We start from the raw sequence: 26,036 nt of genomic DNA, 5'->3' as shown, positions 1-26,036 counted from the left end.
GAATCTTCAACGCAGGAAGTACATTGTGACTGTCTTACTTTTCATTGGCGGAGTGCTCTTCGTTGCCATCGGGATTGCCTTGTCAATCGCGCTCCACGAGGTGGGCCATCTGCTGCCCGCCAAGTTGTTCAAGGTCCGCGTCACCCGCTACATGATTGGCTTCGGGCCCACCATGTGGTCAAGGAAAAAGGGTGAGACCGAATACGGCATCAAGGCCATCCCGGCTGGCGGCTATGTGGCCATGATCGGGATGTATCCGCCGAACCCCACGGACGGCAGTGTCCGGCCCTCCAGTACCGGCATGTTCCAGACGCTGGCTACGGAAGCCCGCAGTGTGGCCCATGAGGAAGTGGGCCCCGACGACTCCAACAGGGTCTTCTACAAACTGCCGGTGTGGAAGAAGATCATCATCATGCTGGGCGGGCCTTTCATGAACCTGCTCATTGGGGTGGTGCTCATGGGTGTGCTGCTGATGGGCTTTGGCATGGCTGCGCCCACCACCACGGTTGCCGAAGTCAACGCCTGCCAAGTGGCATTCGGAGACCCCGTACCTGTTAATCTCAATAACTGCACGCAGACCCCCGCGGCCGCCGCCGGACTCAAGCCAGGGGACACTATTAAGTCCTTTGATGGCAAGGAAGTCACCGATTGGACTACCTTTACTAGCTGGGTGCGTGCCGCGGCCGGCCAGAGCGTGCCGCTGGTGTATGAGCGCGGTGGCCAGAATATTTCCACAACCATCACCCCGGTTCTGACCGCCCGCCCCGTCATTGGTGCCAATGGTCAAGCGGAAGTGGACGCCTCCGGAACCACCGTCACAGTTCAGGCAGGGTTCCTCGGCGTTGGTCCCACCTCGGCCATGGTGCGGCAGCCGGCGTCGGCCGTCCTTCCTGTTGTGGGGGAGAACATCGCCCAAATTGGCGGGATAGTTTTCCAATTGCCGCAGAAACTGGTGGGCGTGGCCCAAGCGGCGTTCAGCTCCGAACCGCGCGACCCCAACGGACCCATCTCCGTGGTGGGCGTTGGGCGGGTTGCCGGCGAGGTGGCCGCCATGGAGGACATCCCCTTGAGCTCACGCGTCGCCACGCTTGTCAGCTTGCTGGCCGGGGTCAACCTGGCCCTGTTTGTCTTCAACTTGATCCCGCTGTTGCCGCTGGACGGCGGTCACGTCCTGGGGGCCTTGTATGAAGGGGCGCGGCGCACAGTTGCCAAGGTGCTCAAGCGCAAGGATCCTGGCCCCTTCGATATCGCCAAGATGCTGCCGGTGACCTATGTGGCCGCAGTAGTGCTGATCGCCATGGGTGCGCTGCTGATTTACGCTGACATTGTTAAGCCAGTGAATCTCTTCGGGTAAGCCCATGGATCGCACTTAAATGGTTGATAAATAGAAAACAATCATTTATGGTTTATTCATGTTTGTTGTAACGATTGACCAACGGGGTAGTCGCAGCCACGGGGATCGCGTGCCGGAGCTGTTGGCGCTTCTCGCTGATGTGCCCACGGTCCTGGGGTTTGAGCGCACTGTGGGAGACGAGGTTCAAGGTTTACTGGCAGACCCGGAAGTAGTTCTAGAAACTGTTGTCCGAGTGCTGCGGGAGCTTGATTGGTACATAGGCATTGGGATCGGCGGTGTTGATTTGCCTTTACCTGAGCAATCCAGAGAAGCCTCCGGCGATGCTTTTGTGGCCGCCCGGGAGGCTGTGGAAACAGCCAAGAAGGCAGGGGAGCGGGTTCCCTTGTGTGTGCGGAGCCCCTCGCCGGCGGCCGCTGAGTGGTCCGGCGCAGCCGAGGCAGTGCTAGTGCTCTTAGGTGATGTAATTCGCAAGCGTTCCAGTGCCGAGTGGCGTGTGATTGATGCTCTGGAGGCGGACCCGAATGCGCCTCAGAAAGATGTTGCCCTAGTGCTAGGGATTAGCCCTCAAGCCGTCAGTAAGGCCATCCTTCGCTCAGCTCACCGGGAAGAACGTAATGGGCGCCGCGCCGCCGCACTGCTTTTGCGCCAGGCCCAACGGGCACTCACTGTCCCATGGCCCAGCGAACGTGCGCTCAATGTCAGTGCTTCGGGCTAGATTGAGGGGGCATCGCCATCAAAGGCCCGCGCCGAGCCGGCGCTAACGTAAGGAGAGTGCATGGAAGCATTGTGGATAACGGCTACTTTGCTGGTGGCTATTGTGGGCGGCTGGCCCGTAACGGCAGGGCTTCTCAAATTCGCAAAGTCTAAGACAGTACGGGCTGTAGATGCTGCCGAGGCTGCTGACGGCCCACGGCCAGAGGGCGGGGCGCTGGAGGTTGCCGAACCCTTCCCAGCGGCTGCGCAGCCGGAAGTAAGCACTGAGTCGGAAGTAAGCACTGAGCCGGAGCACGGCGCTGAGGTTCTGCGCGGTGGATTATTGATCGGGGTTCTGGAGCGTGCGGCTGTGGCGGTAGCCATCCTGGCCGGGCAACCGGTGGCCATAGCCTATGTTGTGGCCATCAAGGGTTTGGGGCGTTACCCGGAATTGAAGGACACTCCCGCGGCCAGTGAGCGCTTCATTATTGGTACATTGGCGTCAATGTTGTTCTCGGCCAGCGTTGCGGTGCTGGCCAAAGCTCTCCTGTTATAAGGTGAAACCATGTCTATTTTCGCTGTTGAATATATCTATGGTCCAGAGGCAGAAGCTGCCCGTGTAGAGCACCGCCCCCAGCACCGGGAATGGCTTGCCGCGCAGGCCGAGGCAGATGTTGTGCTGGCCTCGGGCCCTTATGGTGACGGTGCCGGGGCACTTCTGATCTTCCGCGCTGAAAACCAGGGCGCCGTTCAGGACTTGGTGGCGCAGGATCCCATGACCATTGGCGGCGGTGTCACAGGGCTAAAGATCTCCGCTTGGAACCCTGTCATTGGTAAGCTCAGCAGCTACGTAGGATAAAAGTCACTGGCGGGTAAACCGTAGCAGTCCCGTAAAAAGCAGTCATCGAGCCTACAATCTAAGGTAGATGCTGTGGATTTTCTTTTGCGGCGCCAAAAACTGGTGCTGCTGCCGCAGTATTTGAATATAAAGAACTCCTAGGAGCATATTTTGACCTCCGTCAGTCTCGGCATGCCGCAGTTGCCGCCGCCAGTGCTTGCACCGCGTCGCAAGACCCGGCAAATCAAGGTCGGTCCCGTGGGTGTTGGCTCGGATTCACCCATTAGCGTGCAGTCCATGACCACCACACCCACCACTGACATCAATGGGACTCTGCAGCAGATTGCGGAACTCACAGCGTCCGGTTGCGATATTGTCCGTGTTGCCTGCCCGTCGCAAGATGATGCCGAGGCGCTGCCCATCATTGCGCGCAAGTCCCAAATTCCTGTCATCGCAGACATTCACTTTCAGCCCAAGTATGTCTTTGCCGCCATTGAGGCCGGTTGCGCCGCGGTACGCGTGAACCCCGGCAATATCCGTAAATTTGATGATCAGATCAAGGAAATCGCCAGGGCTGCCAAAGATCATGGCACCTCCATTCGTATTGGTATCAACGCCGGATCGCTGGAACCGGGCATCATGAAGAAATACGGCAAGGCCACTCCTGAAGCCTTGGTGGAGTCAGCAGTCTGGGAAGCTTCACTCTTTGAAGAGCACGGCTTCCACGATTTCAAGATTTCCGTCAAGCACAATGACCCCGTTATCATGGTGGCCGCCTACGAGATGCTCGCCGAACAAGGCGATTGGCCGCTCCACCTGGGTGTCACCGAGGCCGGGCCGGCATTCCAAGGCACCATCAAGTCCGCAGTGGCCTTCGGTGCGCTGCTCTCCAAAGGCATAGGCGACACCATTCGAGTCTCACTTTCTGCACCGCCTGTGGAAGAAATCAAGGTGGGCAACCAGATCCTGCAGTCGTTGAACCTGCGCCCGCGCAAGCTGGAGATTGTCTCCTGCCCGTCCTGTGGCCGCGCCCAGGTGGATGTGTACAAGTTGGCTGAGGAAGTCACTGCTGGCCTCGAAGGCATGGAAGTTCCGCTGCGCGTGGCCGTCATGGGTTGCGTTGTCAACGGCCCCGGCGAAGCCCGTGAGGCCGATCTGGGTGTGGCTTCGGGCAACGGCAAGGGCCAGATTTTTGTGAAGGGAGAAGTCATTAAGACTGTGCCCGAGGACCAAATTGTTGAGACACTCATTGAAGAAGCCATGAGACTTGCCGAAGAGATGGAGTCCGACGCCGATGAGCAGACTCTCCCGGGTGGCCCCGTGGTTACCGTTTCCTAAGGAGACCACCCATGAGCCGGTGCGCGTCCTTGTCCACAGGGATACGGGCGCGCTCCGGGCTTTGATTGCGCGTGACCGCGTGGCCAACGTCTTCGTTGACTCGCTGCTCACGCAAAACAGCAGTGCCGTACCCGCCTTCCCTGGGGCGCTCATGTTGGGCTTCTTCGAGGACGACGGCGTCAGCTTGGCCGCCGCCTGCTGGGTGGGTTCCAACGTGGTTCCCATAGAGTCCACCGCCGAGCATGCCCGTGCCTTTGGCCGGTGGATGGTGGAGCATTGGGAACCTCATGCCTCAATTTTTGGCCCGGCTGAACCCACCTTGGCCATCATGGAAGTGCTCCAAAGTGCAGGGATTACCGCTCAAGATATCAGGGCCAATCAGCCACTCTTAGCCATCTCGGGACCGCCATTGGTGGCCCCCAACCCGGCGTTGACCGTGAGTGAATCCGGACAATTTTCCGAAATCCTTGTAGCCGCGGCTGCCATGTTTGAAGAAGAAGTTGGCTACTCACCCTTTCTGGGCGGAGAAGCCAACTATCGCCGTCGTGTTGCCTGGCTCATCAGTAACGGCTTCTCCTTCAGCCATGGAGATGAGGTGGGCGAGGTGATTTTCAAGGCAGATCTGGGTGCTGTCACCTCCTACGCCACCCAAGTGCAGGGTGTGTGGGTGAATCCGGAACGCCGGGGGCAGGGCCTAAGTGCTGGCTACATGGCAGCCGTGGTTGAGTTGGCGCGCAAACACGCCCCCGTCACAAGCCTGTACGTCAATGACTACAACACGAAGGCTCGGGCTTGCTACGAACGGGTCGGTTTTGAACAAGTGGGAACTTTCGCCACTATTTTGTTCTAGCCCCGCCCAATCACTCAAGGCCCCATCACTAAAGGCCCCCATCACTCACGCCCCGCCCCTCATTCCCTCAACAACTTGGGGGAGGGTTTTCCCTGACTCGAGGAGCGCATGGTTTGACGTCATGGTTCGGCCGCAATATAGTTGCTTAACGCAAACAAGTATTGTGTTGAGAGCTTCAGCTACCCAGGGGGACACCTGTGATTGATCACAATGAGGCCAGCGCCATCCTCTCCCAAATGGTGGCGATAGGGCGCACCTTCAGAGTTGCCGGTCAGCGGGGCCAGGCCCATGAGTTGACGGGAACCAAACTAGGATTTCTGCAGCAGCTTCGAGGCCGCGATGTCCGTTTGGGCGAACTGGCCCATCGGCTTTCAGTTTCGGCACCCGTAGCAACCAGAACGGTCGAAGCGCTTGAATCTGCAGCCCTGGTTGAACGGCGCCCAGACCCCCAAGACGCCCGTGCGTGTCTAATCTCCATGACTGAACGCGGACGCAGACAGCTGGAAGAAAATGAAACTCGGGCCGTAAATCAATTTGCCCACGCCCTGGCGGACTGGTCAACAAGGGATGCTGTGCAAGCAATTGACATCCTTGAAAGATTAAACGGCCACCTCATTGAGGTACTGCAAGGACCAGAGCGCAATGAGGCGGCGCAAGCTGGTCTCGGAGCCACAAATAACAACGGAAACGAGCATGAGGCATGAAAGACGCCACGTCCACCGCTGTGAAAAGCCTCCAGGAAGAGCCAAGAGAATATTCCCACAGGGAAATTCTTCAGGTGATGACAGGTCTTCTCGCCGCACTCTTTACGGCGATGATCTCCACAACCATCGTCTCAACAGCGCTGCCAACCATCATGGCAGACCTCCATGGCACGCAGCGGCAATACACATGGGTCATTACGGCCAGCCTCTTGGCGATGACCATTGTGACACCCATCTGGGGCAAGCTTTCTGATTTATTTAGTAAAAAACTCCTGACCCAGATCGCCATCCTCATGTTCGTGGCCGGAGCAATTGCGGCCGGATTCGCCACCACTATCGGAATTAAGCCGAATTCGGTTTAATTCCGATTATGCCGAGGAATCCTTTAAACCGAGTGACGGCTCTGCGGACCTGTGTTTCCGCGGATTCACGTCTAGTTTCTCGGCTTAATGATTCGTGGATTATTGCTGTTGTCGAACTTTCATGTTTGGCAATGGTCAGGCCAGCCCTCGTGTGCGAAGCCGTCATGGGTCGGGCGCGGCAGCCCATTTAGTGCTTGTTTCGCTTCGGTCAGCACGGGGACGGCGCTGAAGTCCGGGGTACTGCTCATACCTTTGTGATGGAGTCACTACGTATGGGACGAAAGTGAGCCAGAATGTTAAGCCGAGGAATATATCCCTGATCACCGGAATGACGCGGTGAGGAGCTCGTCACTCGGTTTAACTGATTCCTCGGCATAATCCCAGTGATGATGAGCGCACGAGCCGTACAGGGTATAGCCATGGGCGGCCTCATGGCCCTAGTGCAGTCAATTATGGGTTCCATAATTTCGCCCCGTGAGAGGGGCCGGTACGCAGGATATATGGGTGCTGTCATGGCGGTTGCTACCGTATCTGGACCGCTACTGGGCGGCGTGATCACCGATGCCCTTAACTGGCGCTGGACCTTCTTTGTCAGTGTTCCGCTGGCCATAATTGCGCTGATCTTGCTCCAACTGAAACTGCACCTGCCCACCATTAAGCGTGCATCGATCAAGATCGATTACGCCGGCGGTGTTCTAGTTGCGATCACGGCGGCCCTGCCCATGCTGTGGGTGACCTTCGCTGGTAACGATTATGACTGGATTTCGTGGGAGTCCGGCGCCTTCCTGGTGGCTGTCTTGATTTCTGCCACACTGCTGGTGGTGGTGGAGCTCCGGGCCGCCGAACCAATGATTCGGCTGCGCCTACTGCGCAATAAGACTGCAGTGTGGATGATCATTGCCAGCGTGGGGGCCGGCGTGGGCATGTTTGGTTCGGGCGTCTTCTTGACCCAGTACTTCCAGCTCGGTCTCGGAGTGAGCCCCACGCAGGCAGGAATCATGAGTATCCCCATGATTATTGGCCAACTGCTCTCAGCCATGGTTGGCGGACAGCTCGTGAGCCGGATGGGCCGTTGGAAGCCGGTGATGATGGTTGGCAGCATCATCATGCTGATTGGCCTGTTGGGCTTGGGAACCATCAACCATGAGAGCAGCTACGTCTTTGTCGCCACCTTTATGGCACTGATGGGGTTGGGGATTGGTACTTTGGTCCAAAACGTTGTCCTAGCTGTCCAGAACACCGTGGACGTCTCCGAGGTTGGTGCTGCCTCGGCGGCCATTGCCTTCTTCCGCTCCCTTGGTGGTGCCATTGGAGTTGCCGTGCTGGGAGGCGTCCTCACTCACAAGGTCAGTGAGAATTTTGCTGCTGGATTGGACCGGCTGGGTATCGCCGCAGGCGCAGGTTCAGGGGACACCCAGCTGGATATTAGCAACCTTCCGGCCCCAGTGCAGGAAGTGTTCCACAACGCCTATGCTGACGCCTTTGGCCCCATCTTTCTCATTGCTGCCATGATTGCGGCCGTGTCTGTGGTGGCGATTGCCGTGGTTCGCGGCACCCCCTTGCGAGCTACGGTGGCCATGCGCCCCGCGAACACCAGTGAACAAGAGCTGCCCGCTGGCTAGTAGGGCCAACTGGATGTGCGCTACTATTATGCAACTTGTTGCGCAAAGGAGTGCATTGATGAACGCTGGTCAGTTTCCCCACCTGTTTTCCCCCTTGGATTTGGGGTTCACCACGTTGCCCAACCGGGTGCTGATGGGCTCAATGCATGTGGGCCTCGAAGAGTTACCCGGCGGCTTCGAACGGATGGCGGCATTCTATGCCGAGCGTGCGCGCGGCGGGGTGGCACTGATGGTAACCGGCGGTATTTCACCTAATGACGCGGGCCGGCCCATGAAAGGTGGCGCCAAACTCAGCACGCCCGAGGAAGCTTTGGCGCACCGGGTTGTGACGGAGGCTGTTCACGCGGAGGGTGGAAAGATTGCTTTACAATTGCTGCACTTTGGGCGCTACGCCTCGCATTCGGCACTCGTTGCGCCTAGCGCCGCCCAGGCGCCCATCAGCCCTTTAACGCCGCGCCCACTGACCGGGGACGAGGTTGAGCAGACCATAGAAGACTTCGCCGCAGCCGCAGCACTGGCCCAATCTGCTGGCTACGACGGTGTCGAAATCATGGGTTCCGAGGGGTACTTAATCAACGAATTCATAGCCGCACGAACCAACCACCGCAGCGATGAGTGGGGTGGCTCCTACGCGAATCGGATGCGTTTCCCGGTCGAGATCATTCGGCGCACCCGTGAGAGAGTCGGTAGGAACTTCATTATTATTTACCGCCTCTCCATGCTTGACCTCGTCGAGGGTGGTTCCACCCTGGCCGAAGTCATCACCTTGGCGCAGGCCGTGGAGAAGGCCGGCGCCACCATCATCAACACAGGAATTGGCTGGCATGAGGCACGCATCCCCACCATCGCCACCTCCGTTCCACGGGCAGGTTATGCGTGGGTCACCAAGATGGTCATGGGATCGGTGAGCATTCCCTTGGTTGCCACCAACCGCATCAACACCCCAGAGGTAGCCGAACAGTTGCTGGCGAATGGCACCGCCACCATGGTGTCCATGGCCAGGCCTTTCTTGGCCGATGCCTTCTTCATGCGGAAGGCGCGTGAGGGGCGCAGCGATGAAATCAACAGTTGCATAGCGTGTAACCAGGCCTGTCTGGACCACACCTTCGTGGGGAAAACGTCCTCCTGCCTGGTCAACCCCCGCGCCTGCCACGAGAGTGAAATAGTTATTGAACCAACCTCAGACCCGCAGAAGATTGCGGTGGTCGGCGCCGGTCCGGCAGGCTTGGCGTTCGCCGTTACAGCCGCTCAGCGGGGTCACCAGGTGACGCTCTTCGAGGCGGCCGGGGAGATTGGCGGGCAGTTTAATCTTGCCAAGCAGATTCCTGGCAAGGAGGAATTCCATGAAACCATCAGGTACTTCAAACGCCAGATCCAGCTCCTTGACATCACCTTGGTCCTGAACACCACAGCCACGAGTGAGGAACTGCTTGTAGCGAACTTTGCCCAGGTGGTGCTGGCCACCGGCGTCACACCGCGCACACCCGAGATTGAGGGCGTGGACCATCCCAGCGTCCTGAACTACCTTGAGGTGTTGCGGGACAAAAAAGTTGTGGGAACTAACGTAGCCATCCTCGGCGCCGGCGGCATCGGCTTTGACGTGGCCGAATACATCACGGCCCACGGCACCAGCGCCACCCTCGTCCCGGAGAAGTTCTACCGCGAATGGGGCATTGACCCGGACTACAACAACCCTGGCGGCATCACCACGGCCATCCCGGCCCAACCAGACCGCCGGGTGGGCCTATTCCAGCGCAAGGAAAGCAAAGTCGGTGCCGGGCTGGGCAAGACGACCGGCTGGATCCACCGCACGGAGCTCAAGGCCAAGGGCGTGCAAATGGTTCCCGGCGTGGACTACCAAAAGATTGACGACGCCGGACTCCACATCCGCGTTAACGGCGCCGAGACGGTCCTTGCGGTAGATACGGTGATCCTGTGCACGGGCCAAGAGCCCCGGCGTGATCTGTTGCCGGGGCTGGTAACAGGCGGAGCTTGCGTGCATGTGATTGGTGGAGCAGATGTGGCAGCGGAACTTGATGCCAAGCGAGCCATCGATCAGGGGACTCGATTGGCCGCAAAGATCTAATGTCACTCACGCACGCCATCATGACCTCTCTGCTGGAAAAGCCCTGTACAGGTGCCGAACTGGCCAGGCGTTTTGATAAGTCTCTGGGCTACTTCTGGCAAGCCACGCATCAACAGATCTACCGCGAGCTGGGAAAGATGGAACTTTCCGGGTTGATTGCCGCTCATGGGATGCCCACGGCGCGCGGACAGCAGCGCCAGTTTGCTGTGCTGGCCGCGGGACGCTCCGAGCTTGCTTCTTGGTGTGCGCAGGAAGGAGCGTTACGGCCCATCAAGGATGCCCTCCTTGTGCGGATGCGAGCCGCCGCAGTGTTGGGTGCCACAGGTGGAGACACGGTGGATATCCTCACTGAAATGCGGCGCCACATGCTGTTGCACGGAGAGGTACTGGCCCGCTACGAGGCCATTGAGGCACACGATTTTCCGGCCGGCTCCCCACGATCCGCGGCGGATGAGCTGCAATTGGCTGTGGTGCGTGCCGGCATTGCCTACGAAAATTCGTGGCTGGCGTGGTGCCACCAGGCCTTGGCGGCTCTCGAGGCTGGCTGATTACTAGAAGGCGGCGCTGGCTGAATACTTGGCGCTGGGTGAATACTTGGCGCTGGCGCTGAGTGGGGATCAGGCGCTGGCGGATTCCTGCTCAGCGGCTTGAGCCTGGAGAAGCCGGGCAGTGTCGGCCAACAGGGCGGCGGTTTGGCTGATGACGGGAGCGTAGGAGGAGGTCCAGGCGTGCTTGAAAACAAACGCGTCTGGACCTTCCCATCGAAGATTTCCCAGGATGCGCTGGCTCAGTTCAGATTTGGTGTGCAGCAAAATGCTCTGAGCCTGTTCCAGTTCACGGGCAAAGTTACGCAGCTCCTCTGGGTTGGCGCCCTGCAAGCCATTGCTCATTGACTCTCCTGCGTGTGCCGAGTCCGCGGACCGGTTCGGGATGTGGCCTGTATGCCGTCTCTGGGTCTCGAGGGTTCGCCGAGTTGGCCGCTGAGTTATTCCCCGAGGTTTACTGAACTTCAACCCTAGGGCCAAGGTCACCGTCAAGCGATGGGCAGAGGTACCCATGACCAATGGTTAGGCGGTGCGGCGGCGCAACGTCAGCGACGCCAAGAGCAACCCTGCCAGCACAAATGCAGCAACTACTACCAAATCCCAGACCAGCTGTGATGTGGGGCTGCTGCTCTGTGCCACCTGCTGCAATCCGTCAACTGCGTAACTCAGCGGCAGCACATTGGAAATCACTTCCAGGACGCTATTCATTTGATCTCGGGCAACGAACAAGCCACACAAGAGAATCTGGGGGATCACCACCACGGGCATGAATTGGACGGCTTGAAACTCGGTGTGGGCAAACGCCGAACACAGCAAGCCCAGCGCAACACCGAGAACAGCGGTGAGTACCGAAATCAGCACCACCCAGCCGGCATTTCCTGCAATCGCCATACCAAAGACCCAGTATGCGGTACCGGTGGCTACCAATGCCTGGGCTGCGGCCATGATGGAAAATGCCAGAGCGTAGCCGAAGAGCAGGTCAGCCTTGTGAAGGGGAGTGCTCAGTAACCGTTCCAAGGTGCCAGAGGTACGTTCACGCAGCATGGTGATAGAAGTGATGAGAAACATCACCACGAACGGGAAAATGCCCAGCATCATGAGCCCCACACGGTCAAAAGTTCGTGGCATTCCTGGCGCCAGGGTCTCATTTTGATACAGCCAATACACCAGCGCCAGCAACACGGCCGGCACCACCAGAATTAAGGCAATGCTGCGCGGATCGGAGCGTAGTTGCAGCAGCACCCGGGTGCAGGTGGACCACAACATGGATGGATTCATCGGGCATCCTCTCCCTCGGCAGCGCTAGCAACCTCGGCTGTCTCGGTAGGAGTGCCCTGGATCAGCCGCAGGAACGCCAGCTCAAGATCGTCCGTTTCACCGCGTTGGCGCAGCTGATCCGGGGTCAACTGGGCCAGCAGTAGACCCTCACGCAGTAGCAGCAGTGTCTGGCAGTGGCTGGCTTCCTCCATGACGTGGCTGGAGATTAACAACGTGGTGCCTTCCTCTGCCATGGCCGCAAATTGTGCCCACAAATCTGCCCGCAGAACCGGGTCCAAACCCACCGTGGGCTCATCCAAAACCAACAGAGCAGGCTTACCCACCAGTGCGCAGGCAAGGGAAACCCGGCTGAATTCTCCGCCAGATAAATTCCGGGCCTTGCGGTTGGCAAGCTCGGAAAGCCCCACGGAGGCCAGCACCGCCTTCGCATCCTGCCGGCTGCTGCCATGGACAGACCCAAAATAGTTCACGTTTTCCAACACGCTCAGATCCCGGTAGACGCTGGCCGCTTGGGTGACATAGCCGACGTCGTGCCTGTTCTGGGGATCTCCTGCAGGCCGGCCCAACACGGTGAGCGTGCCAGCCGTGATCTTCTGGACCCCCACCAGGGCCCGCATGAACGTGGTCTTGCCGCCGCCGGAAGGGCCCAATAGCCCGGTGATCCTGCCCTGCGGGATATTGCAGGAAATATTCGCCAACACGGCAACCCCTCGGCGGCACACCCGCAAGCCCTCCACACTGACACTAATAGGGCCGTGGGTGCCGGATGGATCGGCCGGAACCGGGGCAAACGGTGGCTCCGGGGCTGGCATCTGCGCTCGGTGGGACATGGTTGCTCCTGGCTTGGCGCGTCGAGTGCGTGTGAGTTCAAACTAGACCCGCAGGGTGGGCGTGTCCAGCTTTGCCGCGGACTCCTGGAAAGCTGCGTGCACCTCCTGGCCCGGCCGTTGTGCGAGAGCCTGTGTGGAACCGGTAGATTAGTATCTGTCCGTCCAGCTCAAGGTCGGCGCCCACCCACTTCAAGAAATGGAAAACTCGCGTGGCACTTCGCCTTTCCACACTCTTTCTCCGCACCCTGCGTGAAGATCCCGTCGATGCCGAAGTGGACAGCCACAAGCTGCTGCTGCGTGCCGGTTACATTCGCCGCGCGGCCCCTGGTATCTACACCTGGCTTCCTTTGGGACTGCGCGTACTGCGCAAGGTTGAAGCCATTGTGCGTGAAGAGATGGACGCGATCGGCGCCCAGGAAGTCCACTTCCCGGCGCTGCTGCCCAAGGAACCCTTCGAGCAGACAAACCGCTGGCTCGAATACGGTGACGGCATCTTCCGCCTCCAGGACCGCAAGGGCGCCGATTACCTCCTGGCCCCCACCCACGAGGAAATGTTCACACTCCTTGTCAAGGACCTGTACTCCTCGTACAAGGACCTGCCGCTGAGCCTTTACCAGATCCAGAACAAGTACCGCGATGAGGCACGTCCCCGCGCAGGCCTGCTCCGTGGACGCGAGTTCATCATGAAGGATTCCTACTCCTTTGACATTGACGACGCCGGACTCGACGCCAGCTACATGGCTCACCGCGGCGCCTACTTGCGGATCTTTGAACGCCTCGGATTGGAGATCATTCCCGTCGCCGCAACAGCCGGGGCCATGGGCGGCTCCAGGAGCGAAGAGTTCCTGCACCCCATGGCCATTGGCGAGGACACTTTTGTGCGCTCGGCCGGGGGATACGCCGCCAACGTTGAAGCAGTCACCACCGTTGTGCCAGCAGCCATTGACTTCAGCAAGGCCCCGGCCGCCGTGGTCCGCGACACTCCCAACTCAAGCACGATCGCAACCCTGGTGGAAGCAGCCAATGAGCTCGCACCCCGGGCCGAGGGGCAGTGGAGCGCCGCTGACACCCTCAAGAACGTGGTCCTGGCCATCGATCTGCCCACGGGCGAACGCCAGATTGTGGTTGTGGCCCTGCCCGGAGACCGCGACGTTGATCTCAAGCGCATCGAAGCCAACATTGCCGAACACCTAGAAATTGGTGGCGAAGTAGGCGTTGAGGCTGCCGGTGAAGCAGATTTGAAGAAGCACGCGTTGCTGGTCAAGGGCTACATTGGTCCAGGCCTGAGCCTTGACGGCGCTGTTCTCGGCACAGAATCAGCCAGCAAGATCCTTTACCTGGTTGATCCGCGCGTTGTCTCCGGCACCAGCTGGATCACGGGAGCCAACGAGGACGGCAAACACGTCTTCAATCTGGTGGCAGGGCGCGACTTCAGCTGGGACGGCACCATCGAGGCCGCCCAGGTCCGCGAAGGCGATCCCGCCCCGGACGGTTCCGGCCCGCTGGAAACGGCCCGCGGCATCGAGATGGGCCACATCTTTGCCCTTGGCACCAAGTACGCGCAAGCACTCGGACTGAAGGTCCTGGACAAGAACGGCAAGCTCTCCGTGGTGACCATGGGTTCCTACGGCATCGGTGTCACCCGCGCCGTCGCCGCCCTGGCGGAGTCAAACCATGACGACAAGGGCCTGACCTGGCCCGCGAATGTGGCACCCGCAGACGTCCATGTGGTTGCCGTTGGCCGCGGCGAGGAAATCTTCGAGACAGCTGCCCAGCTCACCGCCGATCTGGAAGCCAAAGGACTCGAGGTCATTTACGATGACCGTCCCAAGGTTTCCCCCGGCGTGAAGTTCGGAGACGCTGAACTCATAGGCGTCCCCACCATCTTGGCTGTTGGCCGCGGGCTCGTGGACGGCGTGGTGGAGATCAAGAACCGCGCCACCGGTGTTGCTGAAAACATCGCTGTAGCCGACGCGGTCCAGTACATCCTCGACAACCAGTAACACCGCTCTGCGAGGGGCTGCGGAGCGCAGCCCCTCGCAGGCAGTAAGATTCTTTCGCTCGTTCCTCCTTCGTCGTACCGCGCGCCAAAGAATCCATCCCCGCTCCGGGGCTGCCCCCCTTTCCCGCGCGTCCGCCGCCGTACCGCTGCGGTCCCGAGCCGCACTTGGAATAGGACCCCATGGTTTCCGGTTTTGAAAATATTACGCTGGCCACGATCCTTTTGGTCATCGTGGCCGGCTTCGCTGCTGGCTGGATCGATGCCGTGGTGGGTGGCGGTGGGCTGATCCAGCTCCCGGTCATGCTGATGATCCCCGGAATCACGCCGATCCAGGCGCTGGCCACGAACAAGATGGGCTCCATCTTTGGCACGGCCACGAGTTCCGTGACGTACTATAAACGTGTTAAACCAGATATGCGCACGGCACTGCCCATGGCAGGGGTGGCTTTAGTGGGAAGCGTTGGTGGTGCGGTGCTGGCCGCCAGCCTGCCGGGTTCAGTCTTTAAACCCATTATTGTTCTGGCCCTGGTGGCGGTCTTGTTGTTCACAGTGTTCAAACCCACCATGGGAGAGCTGACGGAACTTCGGCATTCCGGGCGCAAACACTACGTTATTGCGTGTTGCATTGGTGGGCTAATTGGTTTTTATGACGGCCTGATCGGGCCTGGAACCGGCTCATTCCTGGTCATCGCCATGGTGGGATTGATGGGCTACGCCTTCCTTGAAGCCAGCGCCAAGGCCAAAATTGTGAACCTTGCAACCAACGCCGGGGCCCTCATGTTCTTCCTCCCGCATGGCTCCTTGCTGTGGGGAGTAGGCCTGATTTTGGGTATGGCCAACATGGCTGGAGGCTACTTGGGTGCCCGCACCGCGGTGAAACAAGGCAGCACCTTTATCCGCGTGGTGTTCCTGGCAGTTGTCACGGTGCTCATCATCAAACTCGGCTACGACGTGTTGAACGAGAATTTCCTCAACCGCTAGTGCAGCTCCGCGGGCTAGTGCAGCTCCATGAGCTCGTGCGCGGCTGGCAGGCCTTGCAAGGTTTTTCCTGCCATGGTGCTGGACACCCAAAGTGAGCGCTGAGCATCACCGCTGTGACCGGCCTTTTCCAGATAGCTCAGCGCATTTTCCACCTCACGGACAACACTCCAACCAGCCACTAAGTCTTCATCCAGACCGGCAGCTTGCGCCAGATCACGGGCGCGGCGGCGGAGCCCGGCTTCGGCGTTCCGAACGGGCAAATCCTGCAGCCGGTTCCACAGGCACGGCGCCACGGAAAACTCGCCATCACCGACCTGGATCTGCGGGTCAATCGCCGAATAGTGCCCGCTTCCGGGTTTGGCCAGGATGTTCAAATAATGCAGGTCGGTGTGAATCAGCACGTCATTGCTGCTTCGGCGGGAAACTGCTCCCCGTGTTTGGCAGACTTCCAAGGCTGCCTCAAGCAACCAGCGCGGAAAAGGTTCGGAGAGCATGCTCCAACGCTCGGGGAGTTCATCACAGTACCGCTCTGCTGTGGCGGCAAGCTGGGGGAGCAGGTGCCACTCTGGCCGCGCATCGGGACGAAGGGATAGTTTCTTGACGAGCTCTCCCCACACGGCAATCGCTTCATCCAAGGGCAGTTTAAGCAGCGGTCGGCTCTGATCAAGACGCTCAATCAACAGCGCCCCAATATCGCTGTCACTGGCCCACAGGGCTGCTGCTCCCTTGCCGCCCCACAAGGAAAGAGCGAGGGGTTCCAAGAAGGCTTCCTCATAGGGGAAGGCGACTTTCAGCGCGGCCGGGGTGCCGTCTGTGGTGCGGACCGGCACCACCACTGCCGTGTGGCCATACCAGGGAAGTCCGCCATCAGGCAGATCAACTAGTAGCTGCCACTGTTCCAGGGCCAGATTCAGGAAACCCGGCAGGTGCCCCAGCCAGGCCCTGCCTTCAGGCGTCTGGCGGTGCCTGCGTAGCAGGGGCTCGGGGATCTCTAGCTTCATGCTCACGGTCATGAGCCTATCGGCTGGCACATGGGTGGGAACACCGTCGTCGTACTTTTAGTGCGGGGGGCACCTTTCACAGCAGGGCCGAGCCGATGTGGGCAGGGTGGGGCACAGCAGAGGAGGACAGGGCAGGGCGCTGTAGAACAGGGCGTTGAGTCAGAGTACGAGTCCGCTGGCACCGAGCCGGGTGCCGATCGCGAAGGAAAGGATATCCTCGCGAAGGGGTTCCCCTGCCGTACCTGCCCTGACCCGCCCTACCTGCTCTACCCCGCCGTACCCGCCCTGCCTAGGGGGCGGTTGCGGCGCTCTCAATACCCGGCAAGGCATCCAATGTGCCACCCCAAGATATCTGGGCTTCGGTGGAGTCGAGCAGCCACAGCACCGAAAGCTCTCTGAGGTTGCTGCCCTTGGGAGGCTGCTGGGTTGCATCGGGTGATCCGGCCGCTCCGGGTGAGGCTGTTGCGTAGGCGGGGTTTGCTGCGCTGAACGCCGACAAATCCGCATAGAGAGCACTGAGCTCTGCCTCCAGAGTGCTGAGGGCCGGTTTGGGCATCGCGGTAAAGCTGGCATTTAGGGCGTAACCGGCCACGGGGGCTGCCGGTGGTAGGCAGCGCAGGCGCAGTTCCTCGTTGAGGACGTTGAGCTTTTGTTGGTGCCGGTCCAACAGGGCTGTGGATTTGCTAAATTGCGGTTCGGCGAATCGGGTGGAGGCAACCTGGTAAGCGTAGATCGCCTTCTGCTCGCCCAAGGCGGCGGCACTCAACGCTGCATCGATGGTGGCGCCGGGGCGCGGTTCAAGGATGGTGGCGCACTGGGGCCCGGACGGAACGGGGAAATCAACCTTGGCCGGCAGCACGTTCGACGGCGGCATGGTGGCCGCCGTCGCAGAGCCCAGTTCACGAGCCTGCAGGAGCTGACCGGTACCTACTGAAGCAAACACACGGCCCATGGACCCTTCTGCCGTCAGAGCGCTGGCGAGCAAAGATTCCGCGTTGGCCGTGAGCTCCTCACGCAACTGCGTAACTGTTGGCAGAGAAGCAGCCGTGGGTGTTGGGGTAGCGGTCTCAGTGGGCAGTCCGTCACTCAAGGCGGCAGCCTGAATGCCCAGCTGTTGTGCCGTATCTGAGAGGATTGTGCGCAATTGAGGGGTGCTAGTCACCTCAACCAATCCGAGCGCGCCGATCTGCAAGGTGGTGGTTGTTTCCCATGCAGCCTGACGCTGTTCCTGAGTGTGCGAGTACTCATCTGCACCAACGTCCGGCCCGGAAAGAACCGTCCCGAGGCTCACCACAAGGGCCGAAATAACTATCAGGAAGCATAGTCCACGCACCAACGCGACGAAACGGTTCCGCTTTGGGCGGGGCTTTGACTTGTGTGTGCTGGCATTCCCGCCACGCTCCGCTGGATTATGGGGCCCGGCGGTGCCATTCGTAGCTGTTGCGCCGGTTGCAGCCGGTTCAGTGCCCGAGACTCCATCCGTGGATACGGCGGGTGAAGCCGAGGAGGCGCCATTTTCGGCTTGCTGCTCAGCAAGCCGGCGTTCACGCCGCGACAACATCGGAGAAGTCTGGGCTACCTCAAGCGGTGCCTCCACAAGGGCCGCCACATCGGCCCCTTCAGCCCCGGCGGTGTCCGCAACGGATTCAGACAACTCGGTGGATTCTGCATCCTCAACACCGCGGGCTTTGGCTTCCTCAGACTCCTCAGCTTCCGTCTCAGAGGTGGCAGCTTCCAGCTCAGGATCGGCTACATCCGGGGTATCCGCTTCGGCGGCCAGGGGGCCCTCGCAGGAGGTGGAAGGCGCAACCGCAGATGCCTCGAGGTCGGCGGTGGTACCAGCTTCCGCGGACGGCGGAACTATCATGCCATTTGCATCAATGACCAGAATCGCGGGAGCAGCTGAAGTCTTCGCAACAGGGGAGCCGGCAGCAGCCGTGGCACGCCGGGGAGCCTTGCGTACGGGACTTATGACGGCGAGGATCTTAGCATCGGGGTCAGATGCGTTCGGCTCAGCTGAAGGATTGGGGTTGGTCACAACCGTTGATCATCTCATGACTGGCCTGTAGAGTGCACACTTTTGCAGGTAGAAGCTGCCCAACGCTGCCACAATGCGTTCATACTCACACCTCCACTGTTCAGCGGCAGCGGTGGAAACTCGGTAGTCTATATACCTACAACATCATCAATAGGGAGGCGTGCGTTTTTATGACCAAGCCAGATAGGCCAAAAATGGCCGCACGCTCAGGGAACTCGCTCTTAGCCACTGATCCAGTAGCTGAAGCGCAAAGGCTCCACACGTTTCTTACCCCTACGGTGACCGCTGCTGGACTTTTCCTAGAAGAAGTCAAGGTGCACTTTGCTGGCACCCACCGCACTGTTTCGGTAATTGTTGATTTGCCCGAAGACGAAAGTGGCGGTGTGGGCCTGGACGCCATCTCCGCGGTATCACGGATGCTCTCCGAAGCAATGGACACAGACCCCAATGACGACGGTAAGCCGTTCGATCTGGAAATTTCCTCCCCTGGAGCCACCCGGCCATTGACCGAGCCCCGACACTGGCGCCGTGCCTTGGGCCGCATGGTCAAGGTCAACGCCTCCGACCGGGAGAACTTCATGGGTAGGGTTCTGGATGTGGATGAGGAAGGTGTGCTCTTCAAGCCCGAACTTCCGGTGAAAAAGGGTATGAAACCCAAACAGGGCGAGCCGGAAAAGCTGTTGTTTTCCGTTATTCGCCGTGGTGTTGTGGAACTAGAATTTGCTCGCCTGGATGAGGCTGAGCTGGACTTGGAATTTGAACCGACCGGCGGCAACGCTGTCGATGGAGAGGGAAGCTGACTATGGACATAGATATGAGTGCGCTGCGGGAACTGGAGCGCCAAAGGGAAATTCCCCTGGATCTACTGATCCCCACCATTGAACAGGCGCTCTTGATGGCCTACCACAAGTCACCGGGCTGCCACGAGATGGCCCGCGCCGAGATTGACCGCAAGAGCGGGCATGTCACCATTTGGGCTGCAGAGCTCGACGACGATGGTGCGGCTGTTGGTGAATTCGAAGATACCCCCAAGGGCTTTGGCCGTATCGCTGCCAGCACCGCACGCCAGGTCATTCTGCAGCGCTTGCGCGATGCAGAAGATGACAACGTTGTGGGTGAATACCGTGGCAAGGAGGGTGAGCTTGTTGCCGGCCAGATCCAGCAGGGTAACAACCCCAACATGATCCAGATCGATCTGGGTGCTGTTGAAGGTGTGCTTCCTCCGAACGAGCAGGTTCCCGGCGAAGACTACCGCCACGGAAACCGCATCCGCACCTTCGTCGTTGAGGTGCACCGCGGAACCAAGGGTCCGGCCATCACCTTGTCCCGTTCACACCCGGGCCTGGTGCGCAAGCTCTTCGAAATGGAAGTTCCTGAGATTGCCGACGGTACGGTAGAAATCGTCGCCTTGGCCCGTGAAGCTGGCCACCGAACCAAGATTGCCGTGCAGGCCAACAAGGCTGGCGTCAACGCCAAGGGTTCGTGCATTGGTGAAATGGGTTCGCGCGTGCGTGCAGTCATGACCGAGCTCCACGACGAAAAGATCGACATTGTTGATTTCAACGAGGATCCGGCCACTTTCATCGCCAATTCACTCTCCCCTTCGAAGGTGATTTCTGTCACGATCGTTGATGAGGCTGCGCGCTCGGCGCGGGTTGTTGTCCCTGATTATCAGCTGTCTTTGGCTATTGGTAAGGAAGGGCAGAACGCGCGCCTTGCTGCCAAGCTGACCGGATGGCGCATTGACATTGTCTCTGATGCCGCAGCGGTTTAGGTAAGCAGTCACGCTGCGCGGTAGAATATCTAGAGCCGGGCCTGATTTGGCCCTGGTACTCAAAGAGCATGAAGGCACAGCAGAATTGGTTAAGAAAGCAGTAGCAGCGCAAAGCGAGGCAACTGAGGCCAAGAATGCTGTGCGGACGTGTATTGGGTGCCGGGGAACGTCAGACCGGATCCAGCTGGTGCGTTTGGTCAGATCTACCAGTGCTTCTGGTGAAACGGAAGCGTTGGTTGATGTTGCACGTCGCATGCCGGGGCGGGGAGCATGGCTGCACCCCAACCTTGACTGTTGGAAACTAGCGATCAAACGCCGCGCCGTTGGCAGGGCCCTTCCGGGGGTTACAAAACTGTCCGACGTCGAAGTGTTCGCACAAAAGAATTTGCCACTTTCGGCAGAGTAAGTACATACGAACCAATTGTCCCTTTTGTGAAAGCGGGTCAGAAAACCGATGGAAACCCGATGAGTACCCAGCGATGAGTGCCCAAAAATGAGCAATTTCATATGCTCTCACGCCGCCCGTTCCGACATGGAACGGCGCAGTAAGAATTAAGCGGTTCGTACCTGTCCGGTGCGGGCCGAGACAGGAGAAATGTGGCCAAGGCCCGCGTACACGAGCTTGCAAAAGAGCTCGGCATCACCTCGAAGGAAGCAGTAAGTAAGCTTCAGGAAATGGGCGAATTTGTTCGCTCAGCTTCCTCCACCATTGAGGCCCCCGTCGTGAGGAAACTTCGCGACGCATTCCCGTCTGCAGCCAAGCCTGCCGACGCTGCGCCCGCTGCAGCAGCCCCTGCTGGCGTTGCGCCTGCAGCTGCCAAGGAAGCAGTAGCACCGAAGGCAGCCGCTGCGGCTCCCTCGGCTGCGCCCGCTGTTCCTGGCCCGAAGGCTGTTCCGGGTCCCAAGGCGGCTCCGGGTCCCAAGCCCGGCGCCAAGGAAACCGCTCCGGCTGCGCCTGCTGAAGCAGCTCCGGCCGCTCCCGCTGCATCCGCCCCGGCTCCTGCTGCCCCCGCAGCTCCGGCTGCCCCTGCGGCACCGGCCGCCAAGGCAGCAACCCCGGGAGCCCCGCGCCCCGGCAACAACCCGTTTGCCACCTCCCAGGGCATGCCCCGCTCCGGTGCACGCAACGAACGCCCGGATAACCGTGGTGGCGATAGCCGCGCACCCCGCCCCGCTGGTTCGGGTGCACCGCGCCCTGCTGGTGCGGGTGCTTCCCGTCCCGGCAACAACCCGTTCGCACCCTCACAGGGCATGCCCCGTCCGGGTGCACCTCGCAGCGCCGAAGCTGGTGCCGCAGGTCCCCGCCCAGGTGGGCCCCGTCCGCCGGCTGGCGCACCCCGTCCGGGCGCTCCGCGTCCGGCAGGTGCTCCGGGCGCCGGTGGTCCCCGTCCGGGCGCTCCGCGTCCGGGTGGTCCCCGTCCCACACCTGGCATGATGCCTAACCGCACCGAGCGCCCTGCTGCGCCCGGCCGCGGCAACGACCGTCCCGGTGCTCCGGGACGTGGCCGTCCAGGTGCTCCCGGCGCAACGCCGGGTGCAGCTCCGGGCGGAGCTCCCGCCGGTGGTGGCTTTGGTAAGGGCGGTCGCGGTCGCGGCGGCACCCAGGGCGCCTTCGGTAAGGGCGGCGCAGGCCGAGGCAAGCAGCGCAAGTCCAAGCGTGCCAAGCGCCAAGAGCTGGAGCAGATGAGTGCTCCTTCACTCGGCGGCGTCAGCGTACCCCGCGGTAATGGGGAAACAGTGGTGCGTTTGCGCCGCGGTTCCTCCATCACCGACTTCGCTGACAAGATTGAGGCCAACCCGGCCGCACTTGTAACGGTTCTGTTCCACCTTGGTGAAATGGCTACCGCTACGCAGTCACTGGATGAAGACACCTTCGCACTGTTGGGTACCGAGCTGGGCTACAAGGTTCAGGTTGTGTCCCCCGAGGATGAAGAGCGCGAACTGCTGAGCAGCTTCGACATTGACTTCGAAGCTGAGCTTGAAGCTGAAGGCGACGACGATCTCGAGGTTCGTCCTCCCGTTGTCACCGTCATGGGTCACGTTGATCACGGTAAGACCCGTCTGCTGGATGCCATTCGCAAATCTGACGTTGTTGCCGACGAGCACGGTGGCATCACCCAGCACATCGGTGCTTACCAGGTTGTCCACGAGCACGAAGGTAATGAACGCAAGATCACCTTCATTGACACCCCCGGACATGAGGCGTTCACCGCCATGCGTGCCCGTGGTGCCAAGGTCACTGACATCGCCATCTTGGTGGTTGCAGCTGACGACGGCGTCATGCCTCAGACAATTGAAGCGCTCAACCACGCACAGGCCGCTAACGTGCCGATCGTGGTAGCCGTGAACAAGATCGACAAGGACTCAGCCAACCCGGAGAAGATCCGTGGCCAGCTGACCGAGTACGGCCTGGTTCCGGAAGAATACGGTGGCGACACCATGTTCGTTGACGTCTCAGCACGCAACGGGATCAACATTGACGAGCTTCTTGAAGCCGTCCTGTTGACCGCAGATGCTGCCCTGGACATGCGCGCCAACCCGAACAAGGATGCCCGAGGCATCGCCATCGAAGCGAACCTGGACAAGGGCCGCGGTTCCGTGGCTACTGTCCTGGTCCAGTCCGGTACCTTGCACGTCGGTGACATCATTGTTGCCGGCACCGCACACGGCCGTGTTCGTGCCATGTTTGACGAGAATGGCGATACCATCTCCGAGGCCGGCCCGTCACGTCCGGTTCAGGTACTGGGTCTGTCCAACGTTCCCCGCGCCGGCGATACCTTCTTCGTTACAGGGGACGAGCGTACGGCCCGTCAGATCGCTGAAAAGCGTGAAGCAGCAGACCGTAACGCGGCACTGGCCAAGCGTCGCAAGCGCGTCAGCCTGGAAGACTTCGATCAGGCCGTTGCTGATGGCAAGGTTGCCAACCTTAACCTCATCCTCAAGGGTGACGTTTCCGGTGCTGTTGAAGCCCTGGAAGATTCGTTGCTCAAGATCGATGTCGGTGACAGCGTTGCGCTGCGCGTCATCCACCGCGGTGTGGGTGCCATTACGCAAAATGACGTCAACCTGGCAACAGTGGATAACGCGATCATCATCGGCTTCAACGTCAAGCCGGCAGAGCGTGTTGCCGAACTGGCTGACCGTGAAGGCGTGGACATGCGCTTCTACTCGGTCATCTACGGGGCCATCGATGACATTGAGCTCGCTCTCAAGGGCATGCTCAAGCCCGAGTACGAGGAAGTTGAACTGGGTACCGCGGAAATCCGTGAAGTATTCCGCTCCTCCAAGCACGGGAACATCGCAGGCTCGATCGTACGCAGCGGCATCATCCGCCGTAACACGAAGGCACGCGTACTCCGTGACGGCAAAATCATTGGTGATAACCTCACCGTTGACTCGCTCAAGCGCTTCAAGGATGACGCAACCGAAGTCCGTACCGACTTCGAGTGTGGTATTGGTTTGGGATCGTTCAACGATCTGCAGGCCGAGGACATCATCCAGACGTTCGAAATGCGCGAGAAGCCCCGCGTATAACGTTGCATAACCGGCTGGGCGTCCCTGAGGGCGCCCAGCCGGTTTTGTATTCCCTACGATGGTCAGTGACCGTCGACAGTTTTTCCATCATGAAGGAGAGCATCATGGCTGATTCAGCCCGCGCGTCCAAGCTGGCGCAGCGTATCAAGGTTGTGGTGGCCGAGGGCCTTCGCTCCAAGGTCAAGGATCCGCGCGTCGAGGGCATCACTGTCACCGATGCACGCGTCACCAACGACCTGCAGCACGCAACCATTTACTACACGGTTTTTGGTGACGAGACTGCCAGTTCCGAGGCCAAAATTGGTTTGGAGCGTGCCAAGGGCGTGCTGCGTGCCGAAGTTGGTAAGAACATCACGGTGCGCCTGACACCCACCCTCGAATTCATTGCCGATAAGATCCCGGAGAACGCCTCCAACTTGGAAGCCCTTCTTCGGGTAGCCAAAGAGCGTGATGCTGCGTTGGCGCAAATCTCCGCTAATGCGCAGTTCGCTGGTGAAGCGGATCCGTACAAGAAGCCTGAGGAAGACGAAGACGCCTAGTCCCGTTCTCCTTAGTTGGATCCTTTGATTCAAGCACGACGGCGGCCGGTCACCTTTTGAGGGGACCGGCCGCCGTCGTACTGCGTTAAGTGGCGGACGTGAGGAATTTGTGTAGAAGAAATTAGCGCAGGCCATCATGGCGGGGATGATGGTAGTGAGCTTTTTCGTTACTGATGACGCTGACACCGTTTCCCATCACTTGGGATACGTACGCAGTGTTGATGCTGTCCACGGCAATCACGCTGGCGTCAATGGTGATGACTTCGGCCGGGAGTACGCCTCACCCAACTGCTCTAGATAGGGTGCCTGCGCCAGGCAAGCGGCCCTGGCATCCCGCACACCGTAAACGGTTTTCCCGTCAGGGTTGTGGTTGACTTCAAAGAAGCTCAAGTCGGCAAGCTGGACACTGTTCCCGCACCCTTGGGAGGCAACCTTCCGAACGGGTGAGGGTTGATGGTGGCCGTGAGGAGCCAGAGCAGGCCCACCGGTCATGGTCAGGGCACAGACGCATGCGGCTGTGATGGCCACAATTCTTCACCTCATATTTTTTCCCTGACAAATCTCCTGTGCTGAAGGACGGGGAATAATCGCAAAAGTTGGTTTCCCTGGAAAAGCAGTGAGCGTGAAAGTCAGCGGGTTCCAACATGCCTGCCTTCTCGGGCGAATAGGATCTTGCCCCCAGAACCATCATTTGGCGTAGCTCAGGGGATCACTGGGGACCGCGCCTGAGTTAGGCAATCCTAAGCCCCGTGCTCTGACATGGGCAGGAACTAAAAGAGGCTAGTACAAATCCTCACAAGCGTTAAACAACAACGGGCACCCCCGCCAGGGAGGTACCCGCTGTTTGAAACTAGTTGCTATTTGCCCCAGATGACGGGCTTGTCGCGGTACGGGTTGTCCGAGTAGTTCTCATAGTTGAAGGAAGAATCAGAGTAGCTGGCTGCCGTTACAGCGTCGCCACCGGGAGCCAAAAAGACACTGCAGCTGGTTTTGGTGGACCCCACAACATAGCTGAAAGCATCGCCGTCGCCCTCTGTCTTGAAGGAACCGGACTTGCAATTGCCCAACGTGCCGAAAACGATTAGTTTCTGGGCTTTGGAACCATCCTTGAGGTGACCGTCCAAGTAAGCGTCGGACATGCCCGCGGTCGGCTTGGAAAGTGATGTCAACGTTGACTCGTAGAACACGTAGTACGGAGTTTGACCGGCAAACTTGGCTGAATCTTCTAGCTTGGCCAGATCCGCCGGGTCGCCAGCAACAATCTTGGTGACAGTGGTGTCGAAGGTCGCTTCCTTGTACTTATCAGTACCCTGTTCACCGCTGTTGCTGTGCGTCTTTGCCACGTCACCAATCTTCAAATTGGTCCCGGCAGGAGTCAGCTTGCCGTTAGCAGCCGCCGGAGCGGAGGCTTCCTTGGTGGCTGATGGCTCCACTTCCGAACTGCCCCGATCTGAGTCTGAACCATCCGCTGCGCTCTCCGTGGACTGTGCGGTGGCACTTTTCTGCATGGGGATCGGCGTGGGAACGTCCTTGGTCCCTCCCATGCAACCGGTCATGCCCATCATCAAAGCAGCGCCCAAACCCAAGGTTGTTATTGAACGTTTGTACATGCTGGACATTTGCTTGGCCATGATTCTCCGTCTGAAGGGTTTACGCATCTTTAGTAA

At 59.6% G+C, this 26,036-nt stretch carries 25 protein-coding genes; 19 read left to right on the top strand and 6 right to left on the bottom strand.

What is annotated here, in order from left to right; translation table 11 throughout:
- The first annotated feature begins 22 nt into the window (after positions 1-22).
- The 11 genes from ABIB48_RS06280 (at position 23) to ABIB48_RS06230 (ending at position 10,395) form a co-directional block, all read left to right on the top strand.
- Complete coding sequence (locus ABIB48_RS06280) at positions 23-1,354, top strand: M50 family metallopeptidase (protein WP_315914829.1); 1,332 nt, start codon at positions 23-25, stop codon at positions 1,352-1,354.
- A 58-nt stretch (positions 1,355-1,412) separates the two neighbouring features.
- Positions 1,413-2,069 carry a MarR family transcriptional regulator gene (locus ABIB48_RS06275; protein WP_354212459.1) on the top strand — a complete coding sequence of 219 codons (657 nt, stop codon included), beginning with the start codon at positions 1,413-1,415 and terminating at the stop codon, positions 2,067-2,069.
- 60 nt (positions 2,070-2,129) lie between these two features.
- Positions 2,130-2,603, top strand: a complete 474-nt coding sequence (locus ABIB48_RS06270; RefSeq protein WP_354212458.1) for a hypothetical protein — start codon at positions 2,130-2,132, stop codon at positions 2,601-2,603.
- Positions 2,604-2,612: 9 nt separating this feature from the next.
- A complete protein-coding gene (locus tag ABIB48_RS06265; protein WP_110104390.1) occupies positions 2,613-2,906 on the top strand; it encodes a YciI family protein in 294 nt (97 codons plus the stop codon).
- 150 nt (positions 2,907-3,056) lie between these two features.
- Positions 3,057-4,223 carry a flavodoxin-dependent (E)-4-hydroxy-3-methylbut-2-enyl-diphosphate synthase gene (gene ispG / locus ABIB48_RS06260; RefSeq protein ID WP_110104389.1) on the top strand — a complete coding sequence of 389 codons (1,167 nt, stop codon included), beginning with the start codon at positions 3,057-3,059 and terminating at the stop codon, positions 4,221-4,223.
- Complete coding sequence (locus ABIB48_RS06255; RefSeq protein ID WP_110104388.1) at positions 4,180-5,073, top strand: GNAT family N-acetyltransferase; 894 nt, start codon at positions 4,180-4,182, stop codon at positions 5,071-5,073. Before ispG ends, ABIB48_RS06255 begins: the two co-directional genes overlap by 44 nt.
- Before the next feature lie 197 nt (positions 5,074-5,270).
- Positions 5,271-5,777 (top strand): MarR family winged helix-turn-helix transcriptional regulator, encoded by a 507-nt coding sequence (locus ABIB48_RS06250; protein ID WP_354212457.1) that lies wholly within the window; start codon positions 5,271-5,273, stop codon positions 5,775-5,777.
- Between the two features lie 77 nt (positions 5,778-5,854).
- Complete coding sequence (locus ABIB48_RS06245) at positions 5,855-6,139, top strand: MFS transporter (protein ID WP_502914106.1); 285 nt, start codon at positions 5,855-5,857, stop codon at positions 6,137-6,139.
- Positions 6,140-6,525: 386 nt separating this feature from the next.
- Positions 6,526-7,761: an MFS transporter gene (locus tag ABIB48_RS06240; protein WP_354212456.1), complete on the top strand. Its 1,236-nt coding sequence runs from the start codon at positions 6,526-6,528 to the stop codon at positions 7,759-7,761.
- Between the two features lie 58 nt (positions 7,762-7,819).
- Positions 7,820-9,847: an oxidoreductase gene (locus ABIB48_RS06235; RefSeq protein WP_354212455.1), complete on the top strand. Its 2,028-nt coding sequence runs from the start codon at positions 7,820-7,822 to the stop codon at positions 9,845-9,847.
- A complete protein-coding gene (locus ABIB48_RS06230) occupies positions 9,847-10,395 on the top strand; it encodes a PadR family transcriptional regulator (RefSeq protein ID WP_110104384.1) in 549 nt (182 codons plus the stop codon). The genes ABIB48_RS06235 and ABIB48_RS06230 overlap by 1 nt, the downstream gene beginning before the upstream one ends.
- A gap of 69 nt (positions 10,396-10,464) precedes the next feature.
- Here ABIB48_RS06230 and ABIB48_RS06225 read toward each other — a convergent pair whose 3' ends face one another.
- From ABIB48_RS06225 to ABIB48_RS06215, 3 genes are all read right to left on the bottom strand, one after another.
- Positions 10,465-10,737 (bottom strand): hypothetical protein, encoded by a 273-nt coding sequence (locus tag ABIB48_RS06225; protein WP_110104383.1) that lies wholly within the window; start codon positions 10,735-10,737, stop codon positions 10,465-10,467.
- 177 nt (positions 10,738-10,914) lie between these two features.
- Positions 10,915-11,670, bottom strand: a complete 756-nt coding sequence (locus ABIB48_RS06220) for an ABC transporter permease (protein ID WP_354212454.1) — start codon at positions 11,668-11,670, stop codon at positions 10,915-10,917.
- Positions 11,667-12,500, bottom strand: coding sequence for an ABC transporter ATP-binding protein (locus ABIB48_RS06215; protein ID WP_354212453.1), 834 nt, complete (start codon positions 12,498-12,500; stop codon positions 11,667-11,669). Before ABIB48_RS06215 ends, ABIB48_RS06220 begins: the two co-directional genes overlap by 4 nt.
- A gap of 209 nt (positions 12,501-12,709) precedes the next feature.
- Between ABIB48_RS06215 and ABIB48_RS06210 the strand changes: the two genes are divergently transcribed.
- Both ABIB48_RS06210 and ABIB48_RS06205 read left to right on the top strand, forming a co-directional pair.
- On the top strand, positions 12,710-14,503 hold the full coding sequence (locus ABIB48_RS06210; RefSeq protein WP_354212452.1) for a proline--tRNA ligase: 1,794 nt from the start codon (positions 12,710-12,712) through the stop codon (positions 14,501-14,503).
- A gap of 179 nt (positions 14,504-14,682) precedes the next feature.
- Positions 14,683-15,483 (top strand): sulfite exporter TauE/SafE family protein, encoded by an 801-nt coding sequence (locus tag ABIB48_RS06205; RefSeq protein WP_315914723.1) that lies wholly within the window; start codon positions 14,683-14,685, stop codon positions 15,481-15,483.
- Positions 15,484-15,497: 14 nt separating this feature from the next.
- On the opposite strand, the gene ABIB48_RS06200 is transcribed toward ABIB48_RS06205, so the two are convergent.
- Complete coding sequence (locus ABIB48_RS06200; RefSeq protein WP_315914828.1) at positions 15,498-16,484, bottom strand: aminoglycoside phosphotransferase family protein; 987 nt, start codon at positions 16,482-16,484, stop codon at positions 15,498-15,500.
- A 289-nt stretch (positions 16,485-16,773) separates the two neighbouring features.
- On the bottom strand, positions 16,774-18,522 hold the full coding sequence (locus ABIB48_RS06195; protein ID WP_354212451.1) for a DUF4439 domain-containing protein: 1,749 nt from the start codon (positions 18,520-18,522) through the stop codon (positions 16,774-16,776).
- 170 nt (positions 18,523-18,692) lie between these two features.
- On the opposite strand from ABIB48_RS06195, the gene rimP reads away from it, so the two are divergent.
- The 6 genes from rimP (at position 18,693) to ABIB48_RS06165 (ending at position 24,670) form a co-directional block, all read left to right on the top strand.
- Positions 18,693-19,322 (top strand): ribosome maturation factor RimP, encoded by a 630-nt coding sequence (gene rimP / locus ABIB48_RS06190; protein WP_245931986.1) that lies wholly within the window; start codon positions 18,693-18,695, stop codon positions 19,320-19,322.
- Between the two features lie 2 nt (positions 19,323-19,324).
- Positions 19,325-20,296: a transcription termination factor NusA gene (gene nusA / locus ABIB48_RS06185; RefSeq protein ID WP_110104376.1), complete on the top strand. Its 972-nt coding sequence runs from the start codon at positions 19,325-19,327 to the stop codon at positions 20,294-20,296.
- Between the two features lie 139 nt (positions 20,297-20,435).
- Complete coding sequence (locus ABIB48_RS06180; protein WP_354212563.1) at positions 20,436-20,702, top strand: YlxR family protein; 267 nt, start codon at positions 20,436-20,438, stop codon at positions 20,700-20,702.
- A gap of 191 nt (positions 20,703-20,893) precedes the next feature.
- On the top strand, positions 20,894-23,830 hold the full coding sequence (gene infB, locus ABIB48_RS06175) for a translation initiation factor IF-2 (RefSeq protein WP_110104374.1): 2,937 nt from the start codon (positions 20,894-20,896) through the stop codon (positions 23,828-23,830).
- Between the two features lie 104 nt (positions 23,831-23,934).
- Positions 23,935-24,369: a 30S ribosome-binding factor RbfA gene (gene rbfA, locus ABIB48_RS06170; protein ID WP_110104373.1), complete on the top strand. Its 435-nt coding sequence runs from the start codon at positions 23,935-23,937 to the stop codon at positions 24,367-24,369.
- 154 nt (positions 24,370-24,523) lie between these two features.
- Positions 24,524-24,670, top strand: coding sequence for a hypothetical protein (locus ABIB48_RS06165; protein WP_354212450.1), 147 nt, complete (start codon positions 24,524-24,526; stop codon positions 24,668-24,670).
- Positions 24,671-25,226: 556 nt separating this feature from the next.
- Here the strand turns inward: ABIB48_RS06165 and ABIB48_RS06160 are convergent.
- Positions 25,227-26,000: a hypothetical protein gene (locus ABIB48_RS06160; protein WP_110104371.1), complete on the bottom strand. Its 774-nt coding sequence runs from the start codon at positions 25,998-26,000 to the stop codon at positions 25,227-25,229.
- Positions 26,001-26,036 lie beyond the last annotated feature (36 nt).

The organism is Arthrobacter sp. UYCu511 (genome assembly GCF_040547105.1).
Lineage (GTDB): Bacteria > Actinomycetota > Actinomycetes > Actinomycetales > Micrococcaceae > Specibacter > Specibacter psychrochitiniphilus.
Note: the sequence above shows the minus strand (reverse complement) of the source record. Positions and strands in the feature narration are given on the sequence as shown.